25 protein-coding genes and 1 riboswitch are annotated in these 22,829 nt (G+C 51.1%); of the genes, 3 read left to right on the top strand and 22 right to left on the bottom strand.

What is annotated here, in order from left to right:
* Nucleotides 1–87 precede the first annotated feature (87 nt).
* The gene (locus GT1_RS19750; protein WP_188400154.1) at nt 88–1,293 is read left to right on the top strand and encodes an iron-sulfur cluster carrier protein MrpORP; all 1,206 of its coding nucleotides are present in this window, start codon (nt 88–90) and stop codon (nt 1,291–1,293) included.
* A gap of 145 nt (nt 1,294–1,438) precedes the next feature.
* Here GT1_RS19750 and GT1_RS19745 read toward each other — a convergent pair whose 3' ends face one another.
* The 4 genes from GT1_RS19745 to GT1_RS19730 all read right to left on the bottom strand — a co-directional run bounded on the left by GT1_RS19745 (nt 1,439) and on the right by GT1_RS19730 (nt 5,633).
* Nucleotides 1,439–2,167: an MIP/aquaporin family protein gene (locus GT1_RS19745; RefSeq protein ID WP_188400153.1), complete on the bottom strand. Its 729-nt coding sequence runs from the start codon at nt 2,165–2,167 to the stop codon at nt 1,439–1,441.
* 22 nt (nt 2,168–2,189) lie between these two features.
* On the bottom strand, nt 2,190–2,741 hold the full coding sequence (locus GT1_RS19740) for a BMC domain-containing protein (RefSeq protein WP_188400152.1): 552 nt from the start codon (nt 2,739–2,741) through the stop codon (nt 2,190–2,192).
* 16 nt (nt 2,742–2,757) lie between these two features.
* The gene (locus GT1_RS19735; protein WP_188400151.1) at nt 2,758–4,092 is read right to left on the bottom strand and encodes an SLBB domain-containing protein; all 1,335 of its coding nucleotides are present in this window, start codon (nt 4,090–4,092) and stop codon (nt 2,758–2,760) included.
* A 101-nt stretch (nt 4,093–4,193) separates the two neighbouring features.
* Nucleotides 4,194–5,633: an aldehyde dehydrogenase family protein gene (locus GT1_RS19730; protein ID WP_188400150.1), complete on the bottom strand. Its 1,440-nt coding sequence runs from the start codon at nt 5,631–5,633 to the stop codon at nt 4,194–4,196.
* On the opposite strand from GT1_RS19730, the gene GT1_RS19725 reads away from it, so the two are divergent.
* On the top strand, nt 5,619–5,807 hold the full coding sequence (locus GT1_RS19725) for a hypothetical protein (protein WP_188400149.1): 189 nt from the start codon (nt 5,619–5,621) through the stop codon (nt 5,805–5,807). The genes GT1_RS19730 and GT1_RS19725 overlap by 15 nt on opposite strands.
* Nucleotides 5,808–5,830: 23 nt before the next feature.
* Here GT1_RS19725 and GT1_RS19720 read toward each other — a convergent pair whose 3' ends face one another.
* From GT1_RS19720 to GT1_RS19635, 18 genes are all read right to left on the bottom strand, one after another.
* Nucleotides 5,831–6,808, bottom strand: a complete 978-nt coding sequence (locus GT1_RS19720) for a cob(I)yrinic acid a,c-diamide adenosyltransferase (RefSeq protein WP_188400148.1) — start codon at nt 6,806–6,808, stop codon at nt 5,831–5,833.
* A 6-nt stretch (nt 6,809–6,814) separates the two neighbouring features.
* The gene (locus GT1_RS19715; protein ID WP_188400147.1) at nt 6,815–7,099 is read right to left on the bottom strand and encodes a EutN/CcmL family microcompartment protein; all 285 of its coding nucleotides are present in this window, start codon (nt 7,097–7,099) and stop codon (nt 6,815–6,817) included.
* Between the two features lie 100 nt (nt 7,100–7,199).
* The gene (locus GT1_RS19710; protein WP_188400146.1) at nt 7,200–8,000 is read right to left on the bottom strand and encodes a flavoprotein; all 801 of its coding nucleotides are present in this window, start codon (nt 7,998–8,000) and stop codon (nt 7,200–7,202) included.
* 12 nt (nt 8,001–8,012) lie between these two features.
* A complete protein-coding gene (pduL, locus tag GT1_RS19705) occupies nt 8,013–8,663 on the bottom strand; it encodes a phosphate propanoyltransferase (protein ID WP_188400145.1) in 651 nt (216 codons plus the stop codon).
* A gap of 40 nt (nt 8,664–8,703) precedes the next feature.
* Nucleotides 8,704–8,982: an ethanolamine utilization microcompartment protein EutM gene (gene eutM / locus GT1_RS19700; RefSeq protein ID WP_075755971.1), complete on the bottom strand. Its 279-nt coding sequence runs from the start codon at nt 8,980–8,982 to the stop codon at nt 8,704–8,706.
* Nucleotides 8,983–8,984: 2 nt separating this feature from the next.
* Nucleotides 8,985–9,554 (bottom strand): BMC domain-containing protein, encoded by a 570-nt coding sequence (locus GT1_RS22675; protein ID WP_188400144.1) that lies wholly within the window; start codon nt 9,552–9,554, stop codon nt 8,985–8,987.
* Nucleotides 9,536–10,099 (bottom strand): glycerol dehydratase reactivase beta/small subunit family protein, encoded by a 564-nt coding sequence (locus GT1_RS19690; RefSeq protein ID WP_188400143.1) that lies wholly within the window; start codon nt 10,097–10,099, stop codon nt 9,536–9,538. Before GT1_RS19690 ends, GT1_RS22675 begins: the two co-directional genes overlap by 19 nt.
* A gap of 5 nt (nt 10,100–10,104) precedes the next feature.
* Nucleotides 10,105–11,928 carry a diol dehydratase reactivase subunit alpha gene (locus GT1_RS19685; RefSeq protein WP_188400142.1) on the bottom strand — a complete coding sequence of 608 codons (1,824 nt, stop codon included), beginning with the start codon at nt 11,926–11,928 and terminating at the stop codon, nt 10,105–10,107.
* A gap of 13 nt (nt 11,929–11,941) precedes the next feature.
* A complete protein-coding gene (locus GT1_RS19680) occupies nt 11,942–12,466 on the bottom strand; it encodes a diol dehydratase small subunit (protein ID WP_188400141.1) in 525 nt (174 codons plus the stop codon).
* 20 nt (nt 12,467–12,486) lie between these two features.
* The gene (locus GT1_RS19675; protein WP_188400140.1) at nt 12,487–13,122 is read right to left on the bottom strand and encodes a propanediol/glycerol family dehydratase medium subunit; all 636 of its coding nucleotides are present in this window, start codon (nt 13,120–13,122) and stop codon (nt 12,487–12,489) included.
* Between the two features lie 23 nt (nt 13,123–13,145).
* Nucleotides 13,146–14,816 carry a propanediol/glycerol family dehydratase large subunit gene (locus GT1_RS19670; protein WP_188400139.1) on the bottom strand — a complete coding sequence of 557 codons (1,671 nt, stop codon included), beginning with the start codon at nt 14,814–14,816 and terminating at the stop codon, nt 13,146–13,148.
* A gap of 19 nt (nt 14,817–14,835) precedes the next feature.
* Nucleotides 14,836–15,627 (bottom strand): propanediol utilization microcompartment protein PduB, encoded by a 792-nt coding sequence (gene pduB / locus GT1_RS19665; protein WP_188400138.1) that lies wholly within the window; start codon nt 15,625–15,627, stop codon nt 14,836–14,838.
* Nucleotides 15,628–15,654: 27 nt separating this feature from the next.
* Complete coding sequence (pduA, locus tag GT1_RS19660) at nt 15,655–15,930, bottom strand: propanediol utilization microcompartment protein PduA (protein ID WP_188400159.1); 276 nt, start codon at nt 15,928–15,930, stop codon at nt 15,655–15,657.
* Entirely contained in the window at nt 15,931–16,362 is a 432-nt protein-coding gene (locus tag GT1_RS19655; protein WP_075753909.1) for a EutP/PduV family microcompartment system protein, read from the bottom strand.
* A gap of 7 nt (nt 16,363–16,369) precedes the next feature.
* On the bottom strand, nt 16,370–16,711 hold the full coding sequence (eutS, locus tag GT1_RS19650) for an ethanolamine utilization microcompartment protein EutS (protein WP_188400137.1): 342 nt from the start codon (nt 16,709–16,711) through the stop codon (nt 16,370–16,372).
* A 281-nt stretch (nt 16,712–16,992) separates the two neighbouring features.
* The gene (locus GT1_RS19645; protein ID WP_188400136.1) at nt 16,993–18,651 is read right to left on the bottom strand and encodes a response regulator; all 1,659 of its coding nucleotides are present in this window, start codon (nt 18,649–18,651) and stop codon (nt 16,993–16,995) included.
* A gap of 13 nt (nt 18,652–18,664) precedes the next feature.
* Nucleotides 18,665–19,885 carry a PocR ligand-binding domain-containing protein gene (locus tag GT1_RS19640; protein ID WP_188400135.1) on the bottom strand — a complete coding sequence of 407 codons (1,221 nt, stop codon included), beginning with the start codon at nt 19,883–19,885 and terminating at the stop codon, nt 18,665–18,667.
* 129 nt (nt 19,886–20,014) lie between these two features.
* A complete protein-coding gene (locus GT1_RS19635) occupies nt 20,015–21,049 on the bottom strand; it encodes a nicotinate-nucleotide--dimethylbenzimidazole phosphoribosyltransferase (protein ID WP_188400134.1) in 1,035 nt (344 codons plus the stop codon).
* Between the two features lie 110 nt (nt 21,050–21,159).
* Nucleotides 21,160–21,358, bottom strand: a riboswitch (cobalamin riboswitch).
* Nucleotides 21,359–21,689: 331 nt separating this feature from the next.
* On the opposite strand from GT1_RS19635, the gene GT1_RS19630 reads away from it, so the two are divergent.
* Complete coding sequence (locus tag GT1_RS19630; protein ID WP_188400158.1) at nt 21,690–22,823, top strand: iron-containing alcohol dehydrogenase; 1,134 nt, start codon at nt 21,690–21,692, stop codon at nt 22,821–22,823.
* Nucleotides 22,824–22,829: the final 6 nt, after the last annotated feature.

Here is a 22,829-nt window from a genome sequence, read left to right as displayed (position 1 = left end):
CACAGTATCCCTTACAGTGTAGCACATTGCCCTTGAAGAGGGGCGTTAATAACTACTACTTTATAATACGAGGAGATGGAGTTTAACATGGCCTGTAATACTAATGATCAGCAAGCAAAAGCACAAGATCAGCAAATTACTCGTTTTTTAGAGAATGTTGATCACAAAATTTTAGTCATGAGCGGTAAAGGCGGTGTCGGCAAAAGTACGGTTGCCACCAGCTTAGCAGTATTTCTGGGCAATCAGGGCTATACAGTAGGTCTGCTTGATGTCGACGTACACGGCCCCAGTGTGGCCGGGCTATTAGGACTTACCGGCTTACCGCTCAACACCATTGGCACCCAAATTCAGCCATATTATTATACAGATAATGTAAAGGTAGTATCCATTCAGGGCTTATTGAAGCAGCCTGATGACCCGCTTATCTGGCGCGGTCCAATGAAAATCGGGATTATTCGTCAATTCTTGGCAGAGGTAAACTGGGGACCGCTTGACTTTTTGATCATTGACAGCCCTCCCGGAACCGGCGACGAGCCGTTGACCGTAGCTCAGACAATAACCGGCTGCCAAGCTGTTGTCGTAACAACTCCGCAAGAAATTGCCCTGGCAGATGTGCGCAAATCCATCCAATTTTGCCAGACCGTCAAAATGCCGGTATTGGGCATTATTGAGAATATGAGCGGTTTTGTTTGTCCCTCCTGCGGCAATACCCATGCTATTTTTAAAAGCGGCGGCGGCGAAAAAACGGCGGCTAAATACCACCTTCCCTTCTTGGGGCAGCTTCCTATCGACCCCGGCGTAGTCACCGCCGGCGATGCCGGCCAAAGTCTTGATACCTTGACCAGTCATACCAAAACGCAAATGCAGGAAATTGTTAGCCAATTGCTGCGTAATCTGTCTCATCAAACTAAGCTGAAAGGCGGTAAAAGCAACATGAAAATTGCAATTCCGGTAGTCCAGGGAAAACTCTGTACCCATTTTGGTCACTGTGAACAATTCGCTATTCTTACTGTAACGGATGGAGAAATCGTCAAACAGGAAGCCCTCACCCCGCCGCCTCATGCGCCTGGCGTTATTCCCAACTGGGTAGCCGCTCAAGGTTGTACCGATATCATTGTTGGCGGTATGGGGGAAGCAGCACAAGCTATTTTGCAGCAGCATGGCGTAACAGTCGCCTGCGGCGCGCCTGTGGACACACCGGAAAACCTGGTTGCGCTTTACCTGCGCAACGAACTTGCCAGCACCGACAATACCTGTGACCACGAACACGGTCATAGCTGCGGCAGTCATTAAGTAATTCACAGAGACAGTGCAAAAAAACAATGCTAAATCAAATTAGCATTGTTTTTTTATCGGCTTGCACCGCCCGCCAAGGGCCGGGCGCAAGCCGTATTTTTGTATTGAAATTCCTGGCAACAGCCAATGGCAGGTTACTTGTTTAGAGAATGCCGGCACTTTTGGCGACGGCAAACGCTATACCACCGCCAATAAACGGTCCGACTACCGGCACCCAGGAGTACGCCCAGTCAGAAGCGCCTTTGCCGGGAATCGGGCAAAGCGCATGAGCAATTCTTGGTCCCAAATCACGGGCCGGATTCATAGCATAACCGGTAGTCCCCCCTAAGCTGGACCCCAGGCCCCACACCAAAACAGCGACCATGAACGGACCAAAGCCCGGAGCCATCCCGCCTACGGGTTTGGAGAACATCGCAAAAATTACAAAGACCAGCATAAATGTCGCCATAATTTCGCACAGCAGATTTTGACCATAATTGCGGATTGCCGGACCGGTGCTGAAGACGGCAAGCTTAATCCCCGGATCTTCAGTAAGTTCCCAGTGACCCCGGAAAAACAAATAAGTAAGACAACCGCCAAGAATGCCGCCGGCAACCTGGGCCACCATAATAACAAGCGCTTCAGGGGTGTTGTATACCCCATTAAGCAATTTGGCAAAGGTTACTGCCGGGTTAATGTCGGCCTGGGGTGCGCCGCAGGCAATGGCAACATACACCCCCATGCCAACAGCAACCATCCAGCCGGTAATAATATTAAACCAGCCTGAACCTTCTGCCTTTGACAGTTTCAGCAGTGAGCTGGCAACAACCCCGTTACCAAGAAAACACAAAACAGCTACACCCATAAATTCACCGAAATACGGAGTCGACATAATGTACCTCCTTTTTCATTATCTAAAACAAGGCTTGATGAAGCCCCTGGTGCGGCGCAGCAATGACCAACTGATCTACCAGGAAACCAGTGTGGGCAATCGAATTGCTGCCGGCCCGGACAGCCGCCGTCACCGCGCCAATCTCACCGGTAACCGATACTACCGCCTTACCGCCCATACCGCGTGCCAGACGCACTTCCAGCAGTTGCACGGCAGCGGCCTTGGCGGCCGTATCGGCGGCAACAATCGCCGATGCCACCGAATAGCTTTCGATGACTCCCAGAGATTTTATCTGCTTAACCTCAGTACAGCCCGATAATGCCTGGAATACGTCAGGATGAATGTTGGACAGCACAAATTCGTCCACCACGTTTTCTGAGCCGCCAACACTCTTGCCGCTCCGTACTGCACTTTGCACCGCGCCGACATCACCGCTAACCATGACGACATATTTGCCCGGACACAGGGGTTGAGCAAGCAGCAGTTCCACATTGGCGGCCTTCAACATTGTGTCAGCCACCAAAATTCCTCTGGTAATATTCGTAAGTTCCACCAATCCTATGGCTCGTTTCATTGTCTTCCCCCCTGCTTCATGACATTGCCTGAATGGTGATTGCATCGTCCACGACAGATACCTGGCCGGAAATGCTGGCATGCAGATTGCATCCCACAACTGCCCCTTCGGGTATGACAGCAATGAGGTCACCCTTATTGACCATGGCACCCACGCGTACAATCGGCTGGGCCGGAATACCAATATGCTGTGACAGCAATATCCTGACCGCTTGCGTTGTGACCGGGTTTGTCACTAAAAGAGCGTTGCCATCATAGGGCTCCAGCCCCAGGCGGTAAAGCAGCCGCTTTGCGGGAATAAGGCGATACTGCCTGGTGGTACGGGGATAGTGCGGTTTGACATTATGTTGATTCTTAATCCCCGCCTGGCCAAATTGCCGCTTCAGTTCGGCATTGACCCGGCGCGGCGACAGTCCCATCGTACAGCCAAAAGTATCACAAGCCCCGCATTCACAGCAGAGAAAAGCCTGGGTGACAACATCACTTTCGTTGCACTGTCCCCGGCCAAGCGCCTGCATAATCCGGTGCGGTTCCAGGCTGTGGCCTAAGAGATAACGGGGACAGACATCTGTACAAGCCCGGCAGTTGCAGCAAACCGCCTTGGCCCGGTTAGCCACAACCGGCCAGGGTATATTTTTTTGACTGACCAGCGAATGTTCTGCCGGCAGTACGATAATGCCGCCAGTGGTTTTAGTCACAGGCTGATCAACCGTAGTAAGCCTGCCCATCAGAGGGCCGCCGTCAATGACGGCATAGTCCCGGACGGTGGCTCCACCCGCAAGTTCAATGAGCTCCCGGATAGCCATACCGATAGGTGCTTTAAAGGTAGCCGGCTTGCTGACGGCCCCGGTGACGGTAACGTATTTTTCGGTCACCGGCTTACCGGTAAGCGCCTCCGCGATATTGATCAGAGTTTCAACATTGGCCACCACCACGCCAACATGCAGCGGGATACCGCCTTCCGGCACAATTCTGCCAGTTACTTCATGAACAAGCACCTGCTCGTCACCGGCCGGATAGATATCTGCCAGGAAAAAGAGTGCAATCTCCTGCTCCTCTGCCTGTTTTAATTCTGCCTGCAGTTTGTCTGCGGCAGCCTCATATTTGCGTTTGAGTCCAATAACCCCGCGCCGCGCGCCGGTAGCCAGCATGGCAGCCTTCAGCCCGATAAGCAGCTTGCCGCTTTCTGTGTCCATAAGAAGCTGGTGGGCTCTTAAGAGCGGCTCACACTCGGCACCATTAACAATGACGGTGTCCACGCCGGCATTAATTTTAACATGGGTGGGAAAACCGGCACCGCCGGCTCCCACAACTCCTGCCGCCTTGACTGCGGCAATAATTTCTTCCCGCATACGTCTCACCTACTTCCTTTGCCTAGTGCCTCGATATTCAAGCCAGTCTTTTCGGGTGACTCAGCCGCGCCCCCCCTGCAGGAGGCCGCAGCACAGGCCGGTCACACGATAGATAGTGCATCAACAAGCACGCAGCGACGCTGGCGGGTAAAACTGCGCGGTGAAGTGAGCCCTTCGCCTGTCGGACCGGCGATAGTGAAGGTAGTAAATCCTTCCCCGCCAACACCGATACCTGCATAGGACGGAGCATTTTTTACGAAAATGGTAGTCTCAATGGCTTTAGCCAATTTGGTTAAATTATCTACATTTTTTGAATGCATAATGGCGGTATGCCTGTTGCCATGCTCAACCTTAACGGCTAATTCTATGGCAGCATCAATATCTTTCACCTGAACAACCGGCAGCACCGGCATCATCAATTCTTCCACAACAAACGGATGCTCGGCCGGAGTCTCACAAATAACGGCGCGAATGCTGTCAGGTACCTGAATGCCAATTTGACTTAGAATGTACCTGGCATCTTTACCGACATAGTTTTTATTGACTGCATAGGATTTTTTCGGCTTCTCAGTGCAGCCGGCAGCAGCCAGCTCTGCTTTTTCCGTCAAAATGACGTTAGCCAGCCTGTCGACATCAGGACCGGATATTAAGTATGCGCCATACCGCTGCATATAAGCCATCAGCTTATCGGCAACACTGCCGACAACGATAACTTCTTTTTCGGCAATGCACGGCAGATTGTTGTCAAAAGAGCAGCCGTCAATAATGTCTTTTGCCGCTTTTTCAATATCTGCCGTTTCATCAACAACAGCAGGCGGATTGCCCGCACCGGCACCTATGGCTTTTTTACCGCAGGACATAACGGCTTTGACTACGGCAGGACCGCCGGTGGCTACCAGCATGTTAATATCAGGGTGCTGCATCATCGCGTTGGTTGCCGCCAGTGACGGCTCGGCAACGGCGGTCAGTAAATTGGGCGGTCCACCGGCTTTGATGATGGCCTCATTTAACAGTTTTATCGTTACCAGCGAAGTATCTTTGGCTGTGGGATGCGGACTGAAAACAACAGCATTGCCGGCGGCAATCATCCCAATCCCGTTACAAATCACGGTTTCCGAAGGATTGGTGGTCGGCGTAATCGAGCCGATGACTCCATATGGCCCCATTTCAATCAGCGTCAGGCCGCGGTCGCCGCTCCAGGCTTCACTCTTGAGATCCTCGGTTCCCGGAGTTTTAGTGGCAGCTAACCGGTTTTTGATGACTTTATCACTAACGCGCCCCATGCCGGATTCGCTGACACCCATTTCAGCCAGTAGTACTGCATTGTCACAAGCAGCCTGACGCATAGCCTTGATGAGTTCTTCCCGTTTTTCTATCGTCAGTTTTTTCAGCTGTTTTTGCGCGGCGCGGGCGGCAGCCACAGCTTCATCAACGGTTTGAAAAATACCTGCGCCGCCTGAAGCTGTTTCCGGCTGCCGTGCCTGTACTCTGGCCATTACTTCGGCTGCAATCTTTGCAATTAAATTTTGATCAATAGTCATGTATCTTCCTCCTTCCGTGCCCCTGTTAAAAAACCGCTCACAGTCCTTACGACCGCCAGCATTGCTGAGACGCGGACGGCCGTTATGCATAAGCGGAGGTTAAGCGCCAGCGGCGCAGCGTTGTATGACGGCCGTCCGCGCCGGGCCTTGCATCCGGCACCATTTGTTTTATAAAACCTCAGCGATTTAAATAGGGATTAAAAAGCGGCAATACCGGCTTGGGCTACTGCCATATCTTCATCAACAGATCCACCGCTTACTCCAATGCCACCGACTAAAGCACCATTTTCCCAAAGGGGAAAGCCGCCGCCAAATACAACAATCCGGCAGTTGTCGGTAGTGTTTATCCCATACAGCATTTGTCCGGGCTGGGCTACAGCAGCAGCTTGGTCTGTAGACATTTTGAGGGCTACTGCGGTATAAGCCTTATTGAGCGCAATGGAGACACTTGCCAATAAAGCATTGTCCATCCGTTCCTGCGCAACAAGGTTGCCACCGGCGTCAACCACGGCGATAACCATTGGCACACCAATTTGGGCAGCTTTCTTTTCGGCAGCTGCTATCATTTTCTTGGCTCTTTCCAGCATATCACTTGTCCCTCCATCATTTTGTCCATGATTTTGCAGAACCCGCATTACGGCCTGGGTTACCTTCGTAATCAGAGCTTCCTGCTCCACACACCTGGCTAAAACAAACAGCAGGTCAGATAACCGGTTCAGATACAGGGCAACCGGCTGGGGCACGGTTTCTGTACGCCTTAGTCTGACAATACACCGTTCGGCACGCCGGACAATGGTCCGGGCCAAATCAAGCGCCGCGCTGGCTGTTGTTGCTCCCGGGGTAATAAAATGCCGCTGGGGAATACGCTGCTCTTCCAATTTGTCAATGATGCTTTCCAGTCTTGCTACATGACTGGGAGTAATGCGATATTTGCTGCTGTCCGTCACACTGCTGTCTGTCGCTAAATCGGCATTTAACGCTATGAGTTCTGCTTGAATTCCATGAATAATAGTAACAGCCCACTCTTTATCGATCAGGGATTTTGCCAGGCCCATGGCAGCGTTGGCTTCATCCACAGTACCGTAAGCATGCACTCTGACACTGTCTTTAAATACCCGTTCTCTGCTCAGCAGACTGGTTTTTCCTTCATCACCTGTTTTGGTATACACTTTCATCGCCGATTACTCCTCGAGTAAACTTTTATCTATTTCCATGGTGTCAATAATCCCCACAATAGCGGCATCCACTGCCGACCGGGGATTACCGGTTACCTGCCGGGCAGAACTTCCCGACACCACAAGCACGGTCTCGCCTGTGCCGGAACCAATAGTATCTACCGCCACAATAGGGGCGCCGGCCGGCTGACTGCTCAGCGCCACTGGCTGCACGACGAGCAGCTTGCTGCCAACCAGACTGTCATCTTTGGCGGTGGCCACCAGGGTCCCGATCACCTTTCCTACCCACATATTGCTTCACCCTCCTTACTTTTCAGGGATGGGCTTGCTGCGCTATTGCCCGCAATAACGCAGCAATCCCGCTGTTTCCACGTATTGCTTTCCCTCATTATCATGTGTAAACAATATGTAAGCCGGACTCTCTGGCGATATCGCAGGCCAACGGCGTGATAATCGTACCTTGCACCACAGTAATGGTTTTATGACCACTCCGGACCGCACGGTTTACGGCTTCAGCATCGAGGATTTGTTTTTTGGCAGGCTTGACCGCAATCCCCGGTAAAACAGGCAGCGCTTCCCGTCTTAATACCTCTTTAGCTGCTGCGGCTAAGCGTTCTACCGGTATAAGCCGGATACCGAAGGTTTCTATTTTTTTGAGATTGGCAGCCAAAGCTTCTCTCAGCGCCGGTGCCGCATTGGCCATATTTTTTTGCATTCGCCAGTTATCTGCCGGATCGGCTGCATTGCTGGCCGCAATTACGGGTTTACCAAGCATCAGGGCTTGAAGCAGCACGGTACAAACCATGGTATCGGACAGGGTATGGGCCAGCCTTGCCGCTGTATTTTGTGTAAGCACAGGCACCAGCACCACATCGGCGGCACGCAAATGTTTGCCCGGATAAGGGGACTGGGTAGTGACAAGCTGTATGCGACTACCCAGTTTCTCTTTGATCCAATTTTCCCCGATAATGGTTTCAGCTGCCTGTGAAAGCACAACCGTGATTTCAATACCTCTGGCCTGTAATTTTTTCAACTCTTCCAGGCTTACTTCAAGACCAATGGTTCCACCCGTGAAAATAGCCAGCGCTTTATATGCGGGTTCTGCCGGTTTCGCCGGTATCCGGCTGGTTTCCCGGCCGAGCCGCCGCAGTACCTCAGCGGTAATTAACTCCACAAGTTTTTCATTGTCCACAGTAGTTCTCCCCTACTTGCACAGTGTCACCATGTCGCCGTTTTTGAGTTCTGCGGCATTGGCTTCATCTGTGTCAATGTGAAATTCCAGGCGGAAATCCGGATTGACCCGGATAAGTACATTGTCAAAGGTTCCGCCCCGGGGGCCTTGCAGCTTAACCGTGACACGGTCGCCGTCGGCTACCTGCAACGCCCGGGCAGCCGCTGCTTCCATGTGGATATGCCGGGCGGCGCAAATTACGCCTTGCGTAAGGGTAACCGCACCCTTGGGACCAACAACAACAATGCCGGGCGAACCGTCAAGGTTGCCTGAATCCCTGAGCGGCGGCACCACCCCTAAGCCAAAGCCGTCGGTGCGGGATATTTCAACCTGGGTAAAGGCCCGTACCGGTCCCAAAACCCTTACATTACGGATAATACCTTTCGGCCCGACCAGGGTTACGGTTTCTTTGGCGGCATATTCGCCCACCTGTTTGAGGTCTTTGTCCTTGGTTAAGGCATAGCCGCTGCCGAACAGGGTTTCGATATGCCCGGCAGAAAGGTGGATGTGGCGGTTGGATACGCCTACAGGTATACCTTGCTCAGCTTTTTTCGCCTGCTGTAACTCAGGCAGGGAAGCCAATACCCGGCTTACAATTTGTTCAATTAGTTTTTGTTCCATCATCTCACCCCGGGATTGCCATAGATGAAATTGCTACGCGATGTTACTCACCTTTGGGCAATATTTTTTCGATATCGGTATGGGGACGGGGAATAACGTGAATGGATACCAGTTCACCAACCCGCTGGGCGGCAGCTGCGCCGCTGTCGGTGGCGGCTTTTACCGCCCCAACGTCGCCGCGTACCATAACGGTTACCAAACCTGAACCGATTTTTTCATAGCCGACCAAAGTTACGTTAGCGGCCTTTACCATGGCATCGGCAGCCTCAATAGCGCCCACCAGACCTTTTGTTTCTACCATTCCTAATGCCTCTCCGCGCATATTCATTCATCCTCCTTGTTGTTTTTATCATAATGAATGCAGGTAACTCTTGCGTCACCCTTTTTCCTTGGGCACACAGGGTCGCCGCATAAGTTGCAGCATTCTGACGAGTTTTGCGATTCTTGTTTGACTGCTTCCCGGGGCGGTGCCTGAACCGGTTCCTGCCCTGTTTCGGTCAGCATACTTTCGCTGCCGGGGTCAGCAGGCTCTGCTGCCGCATCCGGGGCAGCCATTTGTGCCGCAGATGCCCAATCGGCTGCCGGCACAGGCTGCGGCGGCTTATAGCCTGTTGTTTCCCTGGAGAGTACCATTGTGCCTAATTCACCGTGCGGACGGGGTATGACATGTTTGGCAACCACTTTATTTATCCTGGCCGCAGCGGCTGAACCTGCGTCCACAGCAGCTTTGACTGCTCCCACATCGCCGCACAGTTTAATAACAACCATACCCCCGCCTTTGGTAAGCTCATAGCCTATCAGTTCCACATTAGCCGCTTTAACGGCAGCATCAGCCGCTTCCAATCCGGCAGCCAAACCCACTGTTTCAATCAAACCTAAGGCGTTTTTGACCATGTATTCACCTCCCCATGGCCTTGCACATTTTCCTGCAATACTTTCAGGACAATTTTGCGAACGGTTGCGTAAAGTTCAGCCATATCATCATTAGCGGCAGCTTGCCGGCTTGTGCCCTGTTCCCGCGAGACTGCCCGCAAGCCGCTGGCAGCAGGGGCTGCCGCAGCTGCCGCCGGTTCGACCTCAGCCGCAGTTGTTTTAAATGGCAGACCTTTTACCAGCCGGGCTGCATTGTAGCCAAAAGTGCGCCACTCTGCCTGCGAGCCTGCTCCTGCCAGCACAAACAGCGGCTGACGCTCCGGCAGCTTCTGGTAATGCACGCACAAAGAGTCCGGACTGATACCGATGCCAACGCCCAGCGGCGAAACCTGCGCTCCTTTATAGGCAAGGGCCACGGCATCTGCTGCTACAGCGTCTGCCAGCAGGCAGGGCACTCCTTCTTCTTCCATGCCGGCCTGAAGTTCCCGCAACTTGGCTTCATAGCCGGTATGCGGATAGGTGCAAATAATGATGCTGGGTTTGTTTGCTGCTTTATCGATCTGCATACTACTCACGCCCCGCTATCAAGATAAGACAGTACCAGCCCGGTAGCCACGGCATTTCTCGGTCCTTCACTGCCGCGGATATTGCCGCGCCCGCAGACAATGCCATATTCGGCCAGCGCGCCTGATACCATGTCGGCCACCTCAAAGTCCATGGCCGAGCCGCCGACCAGCACGACAAACTCGATATGCCGGATGTTGCCGGTAGGCGCAACCCGTGCCAGGGAGCGCAGCGCATTGGTAACAAATACGCGTTTCTTGGCTTCCCGCCGCACATGCCGGATTCTGTCAAGAGCATGATCTGAAGGTATAGGGACCATGCCGCCGTCTTTCAGGATAACAACCCGGGCAAATACCTGCGGCGGCAAATGATTATCATAAAACTTCACCGTACCGTCTTCCAGCCTGACATGATACAGGCTTTCCACCTTGGCAAGCGGATATTTTTTGATATCTTCGGCCAAATCAAAGTCATTGAGTCCCAGTTCTGAGTTAATCAGCATTGTCGCCATGTCGCCGGCGCCGCCCAGGTGAATGGAATGAACCTGCCCATCCCGGGTAATGATGGCGGCATCGGTGGAGCCGCCTCCCATATCCAGGATGGCTAACGGTTTATCCGTACCCGGTGTGGTTAGGGCGCCGTGAATGGCCATATTGGCTTCCACGCCAGCAATAACTACCCGCACCTGCAGTTCTTCCTTGAGCTTGTCGGCAATCTGCTGCATCGGCAGCCGGCTGGTTTTTACCATAGCGGCCAGAGCTACCGCACTTTCCAGGGCAAATTCCCCGGCCAGACCGCCTTGGACTTTTTGCGGAACAAAGGTATCCACCGCCAGTATGTCCTGGATCTTCATTTCTGCCACCGGCTGGCCGGTCAGTTCGGCCATTACCTGCCGGACCCTTTCCAGCATACCGTTTACATTGGTCCCGGCTTCGCCCTGTACATCAAGCACCGGCTGCACCCGTTCAACGGCTTCCATGATGGCCGCGGCACCGGCCTCAACATCGATGTCGGCTTTCCCCTTTTGTCCCACAACGGTGATAAAACCTGCGGGAATGGAACGGGCCTTCACATCGCCTGCCGGTGTCCGGACAACCACCGCCGAACGGTTGCCAATCAACGCTCTGGCAATAGGCACCACCATTTTGGTTTCCTCCGGCGTCAGTTGAAAGACGGTAGCAATGCCATAAGGATTGGATAAGGTGGTGATGGTCTGTCCGGCCTGAGCAACTTCAACGGCTGCCAGCATATTTACCGGCACCTTTTCGATCAGGGTTACTTCATCGACAACCGGTATTTTTTTCTCCAGCCTGTTAACGATGAGCACCGCATCATCCTGCCGCACAATGGCGCCCTGTATGGCGACACCTCTGGCCATAGCGGTATTGATCGCCCGGGCGGCGTCTTCAAAATCTATGCCCTTCGGAATGAGGCAGATGACCTGTTCTCCCGGACTGGCGGCAGACAGCTGCGCCAGGGGTATTGTCATCCCGACCCCTAAACCAATGCCGCCTGGCGTAGCAGGGTTATGCCCAATCATGGTGGATTCGGTAATAATGGTTTCCGTAATGGTTTCCATCGCCAAATCCCCGATAACCGGTGTGGCTTCATTGAGCCGTATCTCATCAATCTGGTTTAGGCTCAGCCCGGCTTGCTGCGCCGCCTCTTGCAAGGCGGTCACAATACCCGGTACATTGGCCAGAGTTCCCTTTATGCCTGTTGTTTTGATAATGCTGCTTGCCAGATATTTTTTTGTCCGGCCTTGTTCCAGTTGGGCCAAACATACTTCAGTTGTGGAATTACCAATATCCACGCCTGCAATGATCGGCATGAAAGCTCCCACCTTAATCCGCTCTGAGACGGTTCCGGCGCTCGTATACTTCTGCGGCCTCTCTCACGAAAGCGGCGTTAATTTTTGCGTTGTACTGTACTTCCATTTCTTCGGCAATGGCCAGCAGTTCTTGTTTAGTGGAACGATAGGGACGCAGGGAATTGTAAATTTCCAGGACGCGGGCATCGGGAATAGCCACAAGCTCAGCAGCACGGCGAAGGTTGTTGGCAAATTGACTCCTGCCTACACCGTCAGCAATCTCGGCTTGCATTCTGAGGGTTTCCGGGGTAATACGAACATCCTCGGATTTTACCTCACCATTCATAATTTTATCTAAAGTAATGTCTGCCAGTGTTTTGCCGGTGGGTGTTTTCAGGAGATCAGGACGTTTGTTGGCCAGCGGATAGTCACGCTCCGGGCAAAGACCTGCGCCGGTCCCGGCCTGAACCTGGCCTGAAACCGAAGCCGTCTGCGGCGCACCGGCCATAGATTTTAATACTTCACGCACAATATCTTCTATCATTTTATTTTCAGACATCTTTTTTCACCTCCGTCTAGTTAAAACTGTACGTCAAGCTCAACCGGTTTAGCGCCGGGAACTACGTGTTCAGTTTCTTTGATATGAAGTACTGCTGCTTTGGCCTGATACTTGGGACGAGCCATTTGGTCATTTTTGGTGGGTACCGGCGTAGGAGACTGACCTTTGGCATATTGGGCGGCGTTTTTGCCGATTTGCCGGTAGGCTTCCAGATCCAGCAGCGGGGATTGGGGGAATAATTCGAGGTTGCTCAGCGGCGGCAAGTCTTTCTGGTGGATGACCGTTGTGCCTCTGGATTGAATGCCGATAGCAATACCTGAACCGCTGAGTTTGGTCGCATCATGGGCGGCAAAGGCCACATCCGAGGTTCTGAGCACCCGGATAACTCTTGCTTTTACCCCTTCTTCTTCAATACCGGCAATCATTTCACGCAATACATCACTGTGCGGAATATTGACAATGGTTTTATTTTGATATTTGCCAAAAGCCGGCGCCAGCGCGATGATTACTTCGTCAGTTCTGGTTCCGGGCCGGGCTTCCCCCTGTTCGACCAGGGTCATGGAGCGCCCGGTTGCTTTCGGCGCCGCGGACTGCGGCGCCATGCCGGCAAGCACCTGGCCCACTATTTCGCGAATCAATTGTTCATTAATTTGCATTTTCTATCCACCTCTCCCTACAATCACACGTCAAAATCAGACGGTTTAATCGCCTGGCGTATATCTTTAATTTCATCCCAACGCTCTTTGCTGAGGCGATAGCCTGTGCCAGGGCCGCGATAGTCGTTCCGGTTGTTTACGGCACTTACCACATTCAAATCCTTATCGAGAATAGCCGAGGTATGGAGATAGTCGCCGGAAATACGCTGTTTGAGGATTCCCAGAGTGTTTTGGGCAACATCGGCAAAACCATTTTTGGCCAGTGCCTTAACAATGTCCACACCGGTGATGCCGCGTTTCATCATGTCTTCCGCCGCCTTGATATCTTCCACTACATTGCGTTTAATAATCTCTTTGGTGCCATGGCAATAGGTTACTGCTTCCACTTCTTCGTCAGTGATGGCCGGGAAGCCAAATTCCCTGAATACGGCCTGCAGGGCTTTAGCCGCCTTGTTGCGCACGGCAATAATGGTTTCTTCCGCGACAGGCTTAAGGCCGCCGTCAACCATAAGGTCACGCTGGATGATATTCCAGTCGTCATAATCGTCAATGTCCCAGTTGGAACCGGCAAACATGTTATCATAGTTTGGCGAAGAGCTGTAGCCTGAACAAATGAAGTCAGTGCCTGGCAGCATTTGCATCAGGGTGCGGGCAGTCCGCCGGATGTCGGAATGGGTAAAGGTCTGGTCATTACTGGAGGCCACTTCCAGATCCAGCATGGCAGCTGTCAGGTTTTCGGCGAGGATGGCACGAATACCGGAAGGAACGGCGGCAGGCACACCTACGCAGCTTACCGAGCCGTTTTGCAGGCCCTGTACACCGGCACCTCTTGTCAGCATGATGCAGCGCACTTCAAGGTACAGCATGGACTTGCCTTCGGCATAACCCATTTGCACTTCCGCACCGGTACCGGAGGTAAAGCGCATTTTAAGCCCCCGGGATGCATAGGCCGAAGCCAGGAAGGATTTGGACCAGGGAGTATCGTCACCGTCGACAAATACATTTTCTGTACCATATACGGAGATGGTCTCAGCATAAGCGGTAATCCCTCTCATGCCTAAGAGCAATTCGGTTGCTTCTTCGAGAGCGCACTGGGTAAGTACGCCGCCGCGGCCTGTCTGGGAACCTACCAGGATGGAAAGCGCATTGAACGGAGCATAACGAACAACAGCTACCGTTGTTTCCATTTCGTCAAAACCGCGCAAAGCCGCTTCCGCTGCGTCTGCGGCAATAAGCACCGGGTTATCCTGGGTATTGGTAACATGGCACTGGTTGGAAGGAATTTTTCTTGCCCGCATTTTTTGCAACGCCATCATCATTTCCACGACATTCATCGTATTGAGTACGGCAACAATTTTGGCGGCAGTCAGACCGCGTACCACTTTAACCAGTTCGTCACGCGTTACATTGACATCAACCAGCATTTTGGCAATCTCAACATCGCTCATCGCCATGGCTTTATCGGCTATCGAGGTATCTATGGCATAATCGGCGATAAACTGATCTATAAAGTCAAACTGGGAACGGGGAATACCGTCCATCTCCACAATTTTTCCGTTTTCAATTTTGATGCTGGGTTTAGGATCGTTGGGGCTGCCCATAGCTATCAGGCCAACTTCCGGCCACTCGACCACGAAACCATCCTGGTTCACAGGGCGGGCTTCCAACACTTCAAAACGTTTTGATCTCTTCATCTTCATTTCCCCCCTGTTCTTAGATGTACGGCGTTGTTGCGGACGGAGCCGGACCAGCCATAGCCTCTAATACTTTTAGACCCACTTCTTTAGCCGAAATTACCGCCTGGCGGACAGCGCCGGAATCACCGGTGATTTGCAGAATAACTTCGTTCGAGTAGCTGGTGCCGCCGGCCGGGCTGGCATAGCCGACTACTTCCACACTGGCTGTTTTTACAGCCACATCGGCCATTAAAACACCAATGGCGGCCGGTGCGCCGACAATAAGACCAAAGGCTTTGCCCAAAGGTGCGCCAAAGGCTTTGTTAATAGCGTAGCTGGCACGGGCGGTATATTGCAGTTCAAGGTGACCGGCATCATTGGCATATACATCACCAAAGGTACGGTTAAGTTCTTTGAGCGCCACTTCAATAGCCCGCCGGGCGTCTGATACTTCTTCCGCACCAAAGATAATCAAGGAGCCGTGGCCTGCGCCGCCTTTGGTGTCGCGGGGCAGTTCAATGGAGATGATTTCGGTATTGGTGGCTTTTACCGCTTCATCGGCCGCCATAATATGCGGACCGGCGCCGGTACGGGCACCAAGAATACCGATAGAGCGGTATTTGGGATCAAGCTTCATTTTTTCATGCAGCAGAGGATCTACATTGGCAATAACCAAACCGACAGTATCACCGATAGCCGTACCGACGAACTCGGTAATACCGGGAGTAACGGCGGCTCTTACGGGTTCCTGGGCAGAAGCTGCCGGAGCCGCAGTTTCCATGCGTTTTTTAATTTCATCCATTACTTTTTCAATCAACTGATCTTGCATATAATTACACCTCCAAGTTTTAACTACTTAAATTTTAGGAAGAATTTTTTCAACATCGGTATGAGGACGGGGAATAACGTGAACAGAAACAATCTCGCCAACCTGTTTGGCTGCCACTGCCCCGGCGTCTACAGCCGCCTTAACGGCGCCAACATCACCCCGGACCATGACAGTAACCAAGCCGGAGCCAATCTTTTCATAGCCTACCAAAATAACATTGGCCGCTTTTACCATGGCGTCGGCGGCTTCAACAGCTCCTACCAACCCTTTGGTTTCAATCATCCCTAATGCTTCGCTCACTATTTACACCTCCTTTCCTGTGAGATAGGCGGTTAACTCGGCCACACCTGTCCCGTCATAGGCGGAAACACAAAAGAAGGGTTCTTTGATTCCCGCTTGCCGGAGACGAAGTTTGGCTTTTTCCTGGTCTGCGCCAGGAGCGTCTATCTTAGTGACCACTCCCACTACCGGCCGCGGAAACATGGCGGCAAAACCGGGCGGAAGGGTTATCCGCAAATCGGTGGCATCCTGCACCATCAGCACGATATCGGCATTGGTGGCAGTCACCGCCAGTGCGTTGTAAAAACGAGGCATTTGCGCATATTCTCCCGGAGTGTCAATGGTGTCGTCATGAAAGCAAATGCTTGAAGTCTTGGCAGCCTTGCGGCAATCATGTTTGAGCGCATGAATCAGCGAGGTCTTCCCTGCGCCTACAGGCCCTACCAGCATAATCATGGCAGAGCTACGACCTTGTCAGTTTGGGCGCGGAAAAACCCAAGCCGTCAGCTAACAGGATAATTACCTGTCTCAAGGCGGCTTCCACCGCCGAAACCGTGCCGGTAATAACGACCGAGCCGGTGAATCTGTCCATAAAACCGATTTGCACGGCTGCTGTTTTGGTGGCCGCATCTGCCGCGATAATGGCTGCTTCACAAGGCGTGATGGTCAGGATACCAATGGCCCCTGCATCCACAATACCTAACTTTTCGCATAACTCTTTTTTGGGATTGGCAATAAGGTGGGCTAAGGTCACCTGTTTGCCTGGTACATATTCCTGCACCACTCTGGGCTTTTCCTGAACCATAGGTTTTCCCTCACAATCCTGTTGGTCTTGTTCTTTCCTGGTAAAATATTAGATTTTTTTGCATTTTTACCTTGAGATGAAGTTGCGTTATCACAGGACATATTTGCGAGTATTCCGTCAAAGAGTTACTTTTTGCACAAAGACTACTGCTTTATTATGGTAATTATTTGTGATCTGCTATTATTTTTGCGGACAAAAACAAAAAAAGACTGTTTTCACAGTCCTTTTTTTAATATATGTATTGCCTTGCTGCCACGCAAAAAAGCAATTGTATTTTTTTGTTATGTTTTAGAAAGTTGTTGCTGTTTGCCCGGAGTTCCCCGGCTTGGTTTAGGCTGCTTAAATTGTGTCCGGTATTGGTTGGGAGTAACTCCCACTTCCTGCCTGAATACCCGGCAGAAATAACTGGCATCCTGGTAGCCGGCTTCGGCGGCCACACGCACTACCGTCTGTTCGGGGTTTTGCAGCAATTGTTTGGCCTTATCAATTCTGACTTTAGTTAAGAAGTCAACAAAATTACAGCCTTGCTCGGCTTTAAAAATACGGCTGAAATAGTAGGGACTCAAATGTACGGTCTGGGCAACTTCTTCCAGGGAAATACTCTTATGGAAGTTTTCCGTTATATAGGCGCACGCCTTATTGATCAGCCTGACATTCATACTGGTGCGATTCTCCAGCATGTTGTCCATAAACTGATCTAAGGCGTCGAGAATCCAGCGGCGTACTTCTTCCCGGTCGGCGCAATTTGTCAGCTGATTAATACAGTTAAAGTTAAGCAGCGTTAGCTTCTCCAGGCTGGCGCCGCCTTCAACAGCCGCTCTTGACAACACAATCAGAAGCTCCAGTACGCAGGCCTTTACCATCTCGATACTGGCTTTAGCCGTGAAAATTTCATGTAAGAGCTGGCGGAGAATTTCCTTGGCCTGCTGGCGTTCGCCACAACGGACTTTGTCTAAAAGATTACGTTCATAATGGAAAGGGTAGCGAAAAGCCACTTCACTCAAATGAGGCAGATCATCGATATGAATAATCTGGTTATCACCGATGTAATTTTTTTGCTGCTGGGCGCTGCTGGCCTCAAGATAGGACTTATGAATTTGCAGGGGATCATCATAGTAGCGGCCAATACCGATTGTCAGGCTAATGCCTAATTGCGTTATCCCGTCTCTGATCTTCCGGGCCATCGCTCTGACCTGCGGCTCTACCTGGGCCTGTTCCATTGCTGCCTCATAGCCGATAAGAATAACGATTTCATCACCGCCGAACGGGACAACCAGCGTTTCCTTGCCGACAAATTCACAAGTTTGCTGATAGACACGCTGCTTGACTATCTGCCTTTCCAGTTCTGATGCACTACGGGTGATTTGTTTGAAATTATCAATATTGGCAACCAGGATAACGCCCGCTTCCGCTTTGATTCCCAGAAAACCGGCCCTGTCCCGAAAGCTATCTACATCACTGATTTTGCCGGAAAGCAAGTCTTGAATAAACGAGTGCTTGATAAAAGGCATAGCCTGTTCCACATTTTTTCTCAGCTCGGCTTCTTCCTGTTCCCGGCGTTTGCGTTCACCGACTTTAGCAGCAACAGCCTCCAGGGTCTGCAGTAAATCGTTAGGATGCAGCGGCTTTAGCAAATACTCTACCGCCCCGCTGGAGAGAGCCTCTTTCGCATAGCTGAATTCATCAAACGCAGTCAGTATGATAATAGCCGTATGCGGCAGCATTGTCCGGATAGCGCGGGCGGCCTCCAGTCCATTAAGCTCCGGCATGCGAATATCCATAAGCACGATATCCGGTTTCTCCCTGACAGCTATGCTAACCGCGCTGTTGCCGTCGCCGGCCTCACCAATTATGCTCACATCCGGACATCTTTTTTCAATAATAAAGCGTAACGCCTGCCGTTCCAATTGTTCATCATCGGCAATCAATAGTGTATACATAGCTGTGTCTCCTCTATTTTTCACAATAGGACGGTAACGACAAATAAACCTCGGTGCCTTCGCCTACTTTGCTTTCAATGCGCAGGCCATACTGCTCGCCGAAATAATGCTGAATGCGCTGGTGAACATTAATCAGTCCAATTCCTGTCAAGTGACCTTTGCTTGACCGCTTTTCGCTTTTTAAAATAGCACCCATCCGTTCCTGAGGAATGCCCACCCCGGTATCTGACACCCTGATAATGATATTGTTATTGGCAACATAGCCGCTGATATAAATATGCCCGCCCTCTTTTTTCGGTTCAAGCCCGTGAATGATGGCATTTTCCACCAAGGGCTGCAAGCTAAGGGCCGGAACCGATATTTTCATCAATTCAGGCTGTATCTCAATGGTGGCCTGAATTCTGTCACCAAACCGCACCTGCTGTATACTCAAATAATCCTCAATGGACTTGATTTCTTGCTGCAGGGTGCGCATTTCCTCCATATCCCGCAGATTGGTGCGCAAAAGAGCTGACAACGAATGGACAACTTCCTGCGTGCGCTCTGCGCCTTCGAGCAAAGACAGGCGGGCAATGGTATTGAGGGCATTAAACAGAAAGTGAGGGTTAATTTGTGCCTGCAAGGCCTTCAGTTCGGCTGCCCGGAGCAAGTTCTGCAGTTCGGACTTTGCTTTTAACTCGGCCATCAGCTGCTTTTGCACCAGATTGGTTGCACTCATTTCCACAATATAATTAGCCATAAGATGCAGCAAGTCAGCCGCTGCCTGCAAACGGTGTTCAGGAATAATAGCAATTTTGTCAAACAGTTCGGATAAAATCTCTTTATCCATGCCCAGAGGCAGGAGCCGGCTGAACATTTCCTGCTTGGCATCAAAATCCGGATTGGGTAATACAACCTGACCTGCCAGCAGCGCCCCTACATATTCATTTTGAACGATAATGGGAGCGGCAAAGTCGGTTAAACCACTGTGACAATGATACACAACCGGCCGCTGCTTTTCCATGGCGTTGCGCCCGCCCCGGTCATCACAAGCTTTGCACCGTTCAAAACCGTCGGGAAAGGAACGAACATAACAGCAAAAATCCGTAAATTTGCTTGGTTTGGTTACAGGTGCACCGTTAGCGTCAACAGTAACAGCAGCAATACCGGTGGCTTCCGAAAATTTATTTTGTATCTCTTGCAGGCTCTGAACATTAATAATCTCGTCAAGGCTGAACCGTTTGCCGTTATGCACAAAACATCCCCCCTACCCAAACTATATATGGCATAAAGAAATCAGTGCTGGTAATTTTCCTGATAAAGGGATATTTTGGCTATTAGTATTGTCAATTCCTGCTATAAAACGACAGTTACTCGCCAAAAATTATATTGCCGTCAAATGCTGAGCATCCGGGCTGCTTACCTCAAAATCAGCAAGTCTGGCCATAGTATACATGGTATACGCCATCGTTCTGAGCATTGCCACCATTAAGACAGCTCCCGTACCTTCCCCTAAGGCCATGTTGGCTCGAATCGGCACATCGTCGGCCAAAATATTGCCTAACAGCAGCGCATATCCCATGCCCGGCTCTTTGGACATATGCGAAGGCAGGCCATAGGCTTCCACGTCTCTATTTATCCGGGAAGCACAGGCAAAAGCTACCGCCGTGATAAAACCATCGATAACAAACGGAATCTTGCGCTTGGCACACTCTGTCATCCCGGCGCAGATAGCGACAATATCAAAACCGCCTACACACCGCAGGATATCTTCAATTCTGCGGAAGGTTTCCCGGTGACGCTCAACCCCTTTAGCCACAACCACGCATTTCCGCTTTAACATATCGGTAGTCGGAGCGCTGGCACCATAACCGACAACAAACTCAGGAAGTATCCCGGTCATAGCGTGCAGTACGGCTGAGGAAGTGGTGGTATTGCCAATCCCCATTTCACCAAAGGATACTAAATTAGCGCCCTGGGTATCAATAGCATACCCCGCCATTTCCTCACCAACCCGCCAGGCCTCGTCAAATTCGGCTTGGGTCATGGCTTCTGTTTTCATAAAATTCCTGGTTCCCGGCGCCACCCGCCGGTATATGCCTGCTGTTTTTGTATTGTTGATGCCGATATCAATTACCGAATACGGAACATGATTGGCCTTGCAAAAACAACTGATCGCCGCCCGGCCATCCACCATATTTTGCGCTTGCAGGTAAGTAATCTCACTGGGAAAATCCACTACACCCTCTTCCACCACCCCGTTGTCGGCGGCAAAAATCAAGTGATATGGCTTTATTTCCGGATGCATGGTCCCCCATGCATAGAGCAGTTTTTTAAACAGCTTCTCCAATAGTCCCAGGCTGTTCGGCGGCTTTGCCGCACCATTGATTAAATTGTCTACTTCAGCCCGATAATCCATGCTTACTCCCCCTTATTTTATTCCTATCCAAAGATAAAAACCTAGCCCCAAAGGGCTAGGTTTTACTTTCATAAAATCCTGTCCTTCCGGTACTACCTCTGGCGCGGAGGTAAATAACAGCCAAAACAGGCAGGTCTCCTGGCTTACGGATTATCAGAACCCCCTGGCCTTCCCGATTGCCGGTGGCATGGTTTGGGTGTTCCTTCCCGATTACAGTGGCGCGACCGCGTCGTTTAAGGATTTTGCATCCTTCCGAGCTTCCCTATTCTCCTCTTATTGCTAAGAGGCACCTGTATGGTGGCAGATATGCAATTATACATTTGCTTTGTTGCACACTTCTACAGTCAAAACCATTCTCCTGTCAGTATATGCAGGGTTCGCAAGATGTTAAAGCATTTCGCCAAAATAGTTCTATTTTTCCCTGTCGTCCTGGTCTGTCCGATTGTCCGGCAGACAAAAGCGCTGCTGAAGGCATTTCCACGCCAAAGTAGTTATCCTTCGTCATAGTATATAATTATTTTGCGGTTCTTTCACAGCCTGTCCTGCGCAAGCTTGCGCAAACCATAAAATGATGGTATCGTTTTAGAAAATTACAAAGCAAAGGGAGGCTGTTGCAGTGCAAAAAATCCATGAATATTTTATGACACCCATTAGTATTTTGGGCACAGGCTGCACAGAACGGATTGCCAATTACATTAAACCGATGCTGTTTAGAAAAGCGCTGATTGTCAGCGACAAAATACTTGTTGAAACCGGGCTGATTGACAAACTGCTGGCACTACTTGATGCCGAAGGTATTTTTTACATAATATATAAAGACGTCTCGCCTAATCCCACAGTAGCCCAGGTAAATTACGGCCTAAAACTTTTCCGGGATAACGGCTGCGACTTTTTGATTTCCTTTGGCGGCGGCTCTCCTCATGACTGCGCCAAAGCTATTGCGCTATTGGCTACTAACGGCGGTGAAATTGCCCATTATGAAGGACTCAACAAATCCGCGAAACGGTCCGCCCCCCTTATTGCTATCAATACCACTGCCGGTACCGGCAGTGAATTAACCCGCTTCTGTGTCATTACCGACGAAAAGCGGCATGTAAAAATGACCATCAATGATTGGCATGTTACCCCCATTATTGCTGTCAGTGATGCCGAACTTATGATGGGTATGCCTCCCGGTCTAACGGCCGCAACAGGTATGGATGCCCTGACTCATGCGATTGAGGCCTATGTTTCCACCAATGCCACCCCGGTAACTGATTGCAAAGCCGTTAAAGCCGTGGAGTTAATTAGCGCTAATTTAGTGATCGCCTATCGGAACGGCAATGACTTACCTGCCAGGGAAGCCATGGTTTATGCCGAATATCTGGCAGGCATTGCCTTTAATAATGCCAGCTTAGGTTATGTCCATGCACTTGCCCACCAGCTTGGCGGTTTTTATAACCTGCCGCATGGGTTATGTAATGCCATTTTATTGCCTGCCGTCATGGAATTCAACCTGCCGGCAGCTGTAACCAAATATTCTGATCTGGCCCGCGCCGCCGGTATTGACACCACCGGCTTACCGGCAGAAACCGGTGCCAAGCGCTTCATTCTCTTAGTGCAGCAACTCAACAAAGAATTGGGATTACCGGCAAAACTACAAGAACTCCGGGGATTCAGAGCCGAGGATATTCCATTGCTGGCGGCAAACGCCCTGCAGGACGTTTGCTGCTTAACCAATCCCCGTCAAGGTTCACAGCAGGAGGTAGAGGCCATTTACCGGTCAATCCTGTAAAGCCTC

Origin of the sequence: Sporomusa sp. GT1 (assembly GCF_014634905.1) — a bacterium.
Classification (GTDB): domain Bacteria; phylum Bacillota; class Negativicutes; order Sporomusales; family Sporomusaceae; genus Sporomusa; species Sporomusa sphaeroides.
Note: the sequence above shows the minus strand (reverse complement) of the source record. Positions and strands in the feature narration are given on the sequence as shown.

Bases quoted from the DNA above. Each gene is read 5' to 3' on its own strand.
- GT1_RS19750 (WP_188400154.1), top strand. From the start codon at position 88: ATGGCCTGTAATACTAATGATCAGCAAGCAAAAGCACAAGATCAGCAA.
- GT1_RS19745 (WP_188400153.1), bottom strand. From the start codon at position 2,167: ATGTCGACTCCGTATTTCGGTGAATTTATGGGTGTAGCTGTTTTGTGT.
- GT1_RS19740 (WP_188400152.1), bottom strand. From the start codon at position 2,741: ATGAAACGAGCCATAGGATTGGTGGAACTTACGAATATTACCAGAGGA.
- GT1_RS19735 (WP_188400151.1), bottom strand. From the start codon at position 4,092: ATGCGGGAAGAAATTATTGCCGCAGTCAAGGCGGCAGGAGTTGTGGGA.
- GT1_RS19730 (WP_188400150.1), bottom strand. From the start codon at position 5,633: ATGACTATTGATCAAAATTTAATTGCAAAGATTGCAGCCGAAGTAATG.
- GT1_RS19720 (WP_188400148.1), bottom strand. From the start codon at position 6,808: ATGAAAGTGTATACCAAAACAGGTGATGAAGGAAAAACCAGTCTGCTG.
- GT1_RS19715 (WP_188400147.1), bottom strand. From the start codon at position 7,099: ATGTGGGTAGGAAAGGTGATCGGGACCCTGGTGGCCACCGCCAAAGAT.
- pduL (WP_188400145.1), bottom strand. From the start codon at position 8,663: ATGATGGAACAAAAACTAATTGAACAAATTGTAAGCCGGGTATTGGCT.
- eutM (WP_075755971.1), bottom strand. From the start codon at position 8,982: ATGCGCGGAGAGGCATTAGGAATGGTAGAAACAAAAGGTCTGGTGGGC.
- GT1_RS22675 (WP_188400144.1), bottom strand. From the start codon at position 9,554: ATGGTCAAAAACGCCTTAGGTTTGATTGAAACAGTGGGTTTGGCTGCC.
- GT1_RS19690 (WP_188400143.1), bottom strand. From the start codon at position 10,099: ATGCAGATCGATAAAGCAGCAAACAAACCCAGCATCATTATTTGCACC.
- GT1_RS19685 (WP_188400142.1), bottom strand. From the start codon at position 11,928: ATGCCGATCATTGCAGGCGTGGATATTGGTAATTCCACAACTGAAGTA.
- GT1_RS19680 (WP_188400141.1), bottom strand. From the start codon at position 12,466: ATGTCTGAAAATAAAATGATAGAAGATATTGTGCGTGAAGTATTAAAA.
- GT1_RS19675 (WP_188400140.1), bottom strand. From the start codon at position 13,122: ATGCAAATTAATGAACAATTGATTCGCGAAATAGTGGGCCAGGTGCTT.
- GT1_RS19670 (WP_188400139.1), bottom strand. From the start codon at position 14,816: ATGAAGAGATCAAAACGTTTTGAAGTGTTGGAAGCCCGCCCTGTGAAC.
- pduB (WP_188400138.1), bottom strand. From the start codon at position 15,627: ATGCAAGATCAGTTGATTGAAAAAGTAATGGATGAAATTAAAAAACGC.
- GT1_RS19655 (WP_075753909.1), bottom strand. From the start codon at position 16,362: ATGATTATGCTGGTAGGGCCTGTAGGCGCAGGGAAGACCTCGCTGATT.
- eutS (WP_188400137.1), bottom strand. From the start codon at position 16,711: ATGGTTCAGGAAAAGCCCAGAGTGGTGCAGGAATATGTACCAGGCAAA.
- GT1_RS19645 (WP_188400136.1), bottom strand. From the start codon at position 18,651: ATGTATACACTATTGATTGCCGATGATGAACAATTGGAACGGCAGGCG.
- GT1_RS19635 (WP_188400134.1), bottom strand. From the start codon at position 21,049: ATGGATTATCGGGCTGAAGTAGACAATTTAATCAATGGTGCGGCAAAG.
- GT1_RS19630 (WP_188400158.1), top strand. From the start codon at position 21,690: ATGACACCCATTAGTATTTTGGGCACAGGCTGCACAGAACGGATTGCC.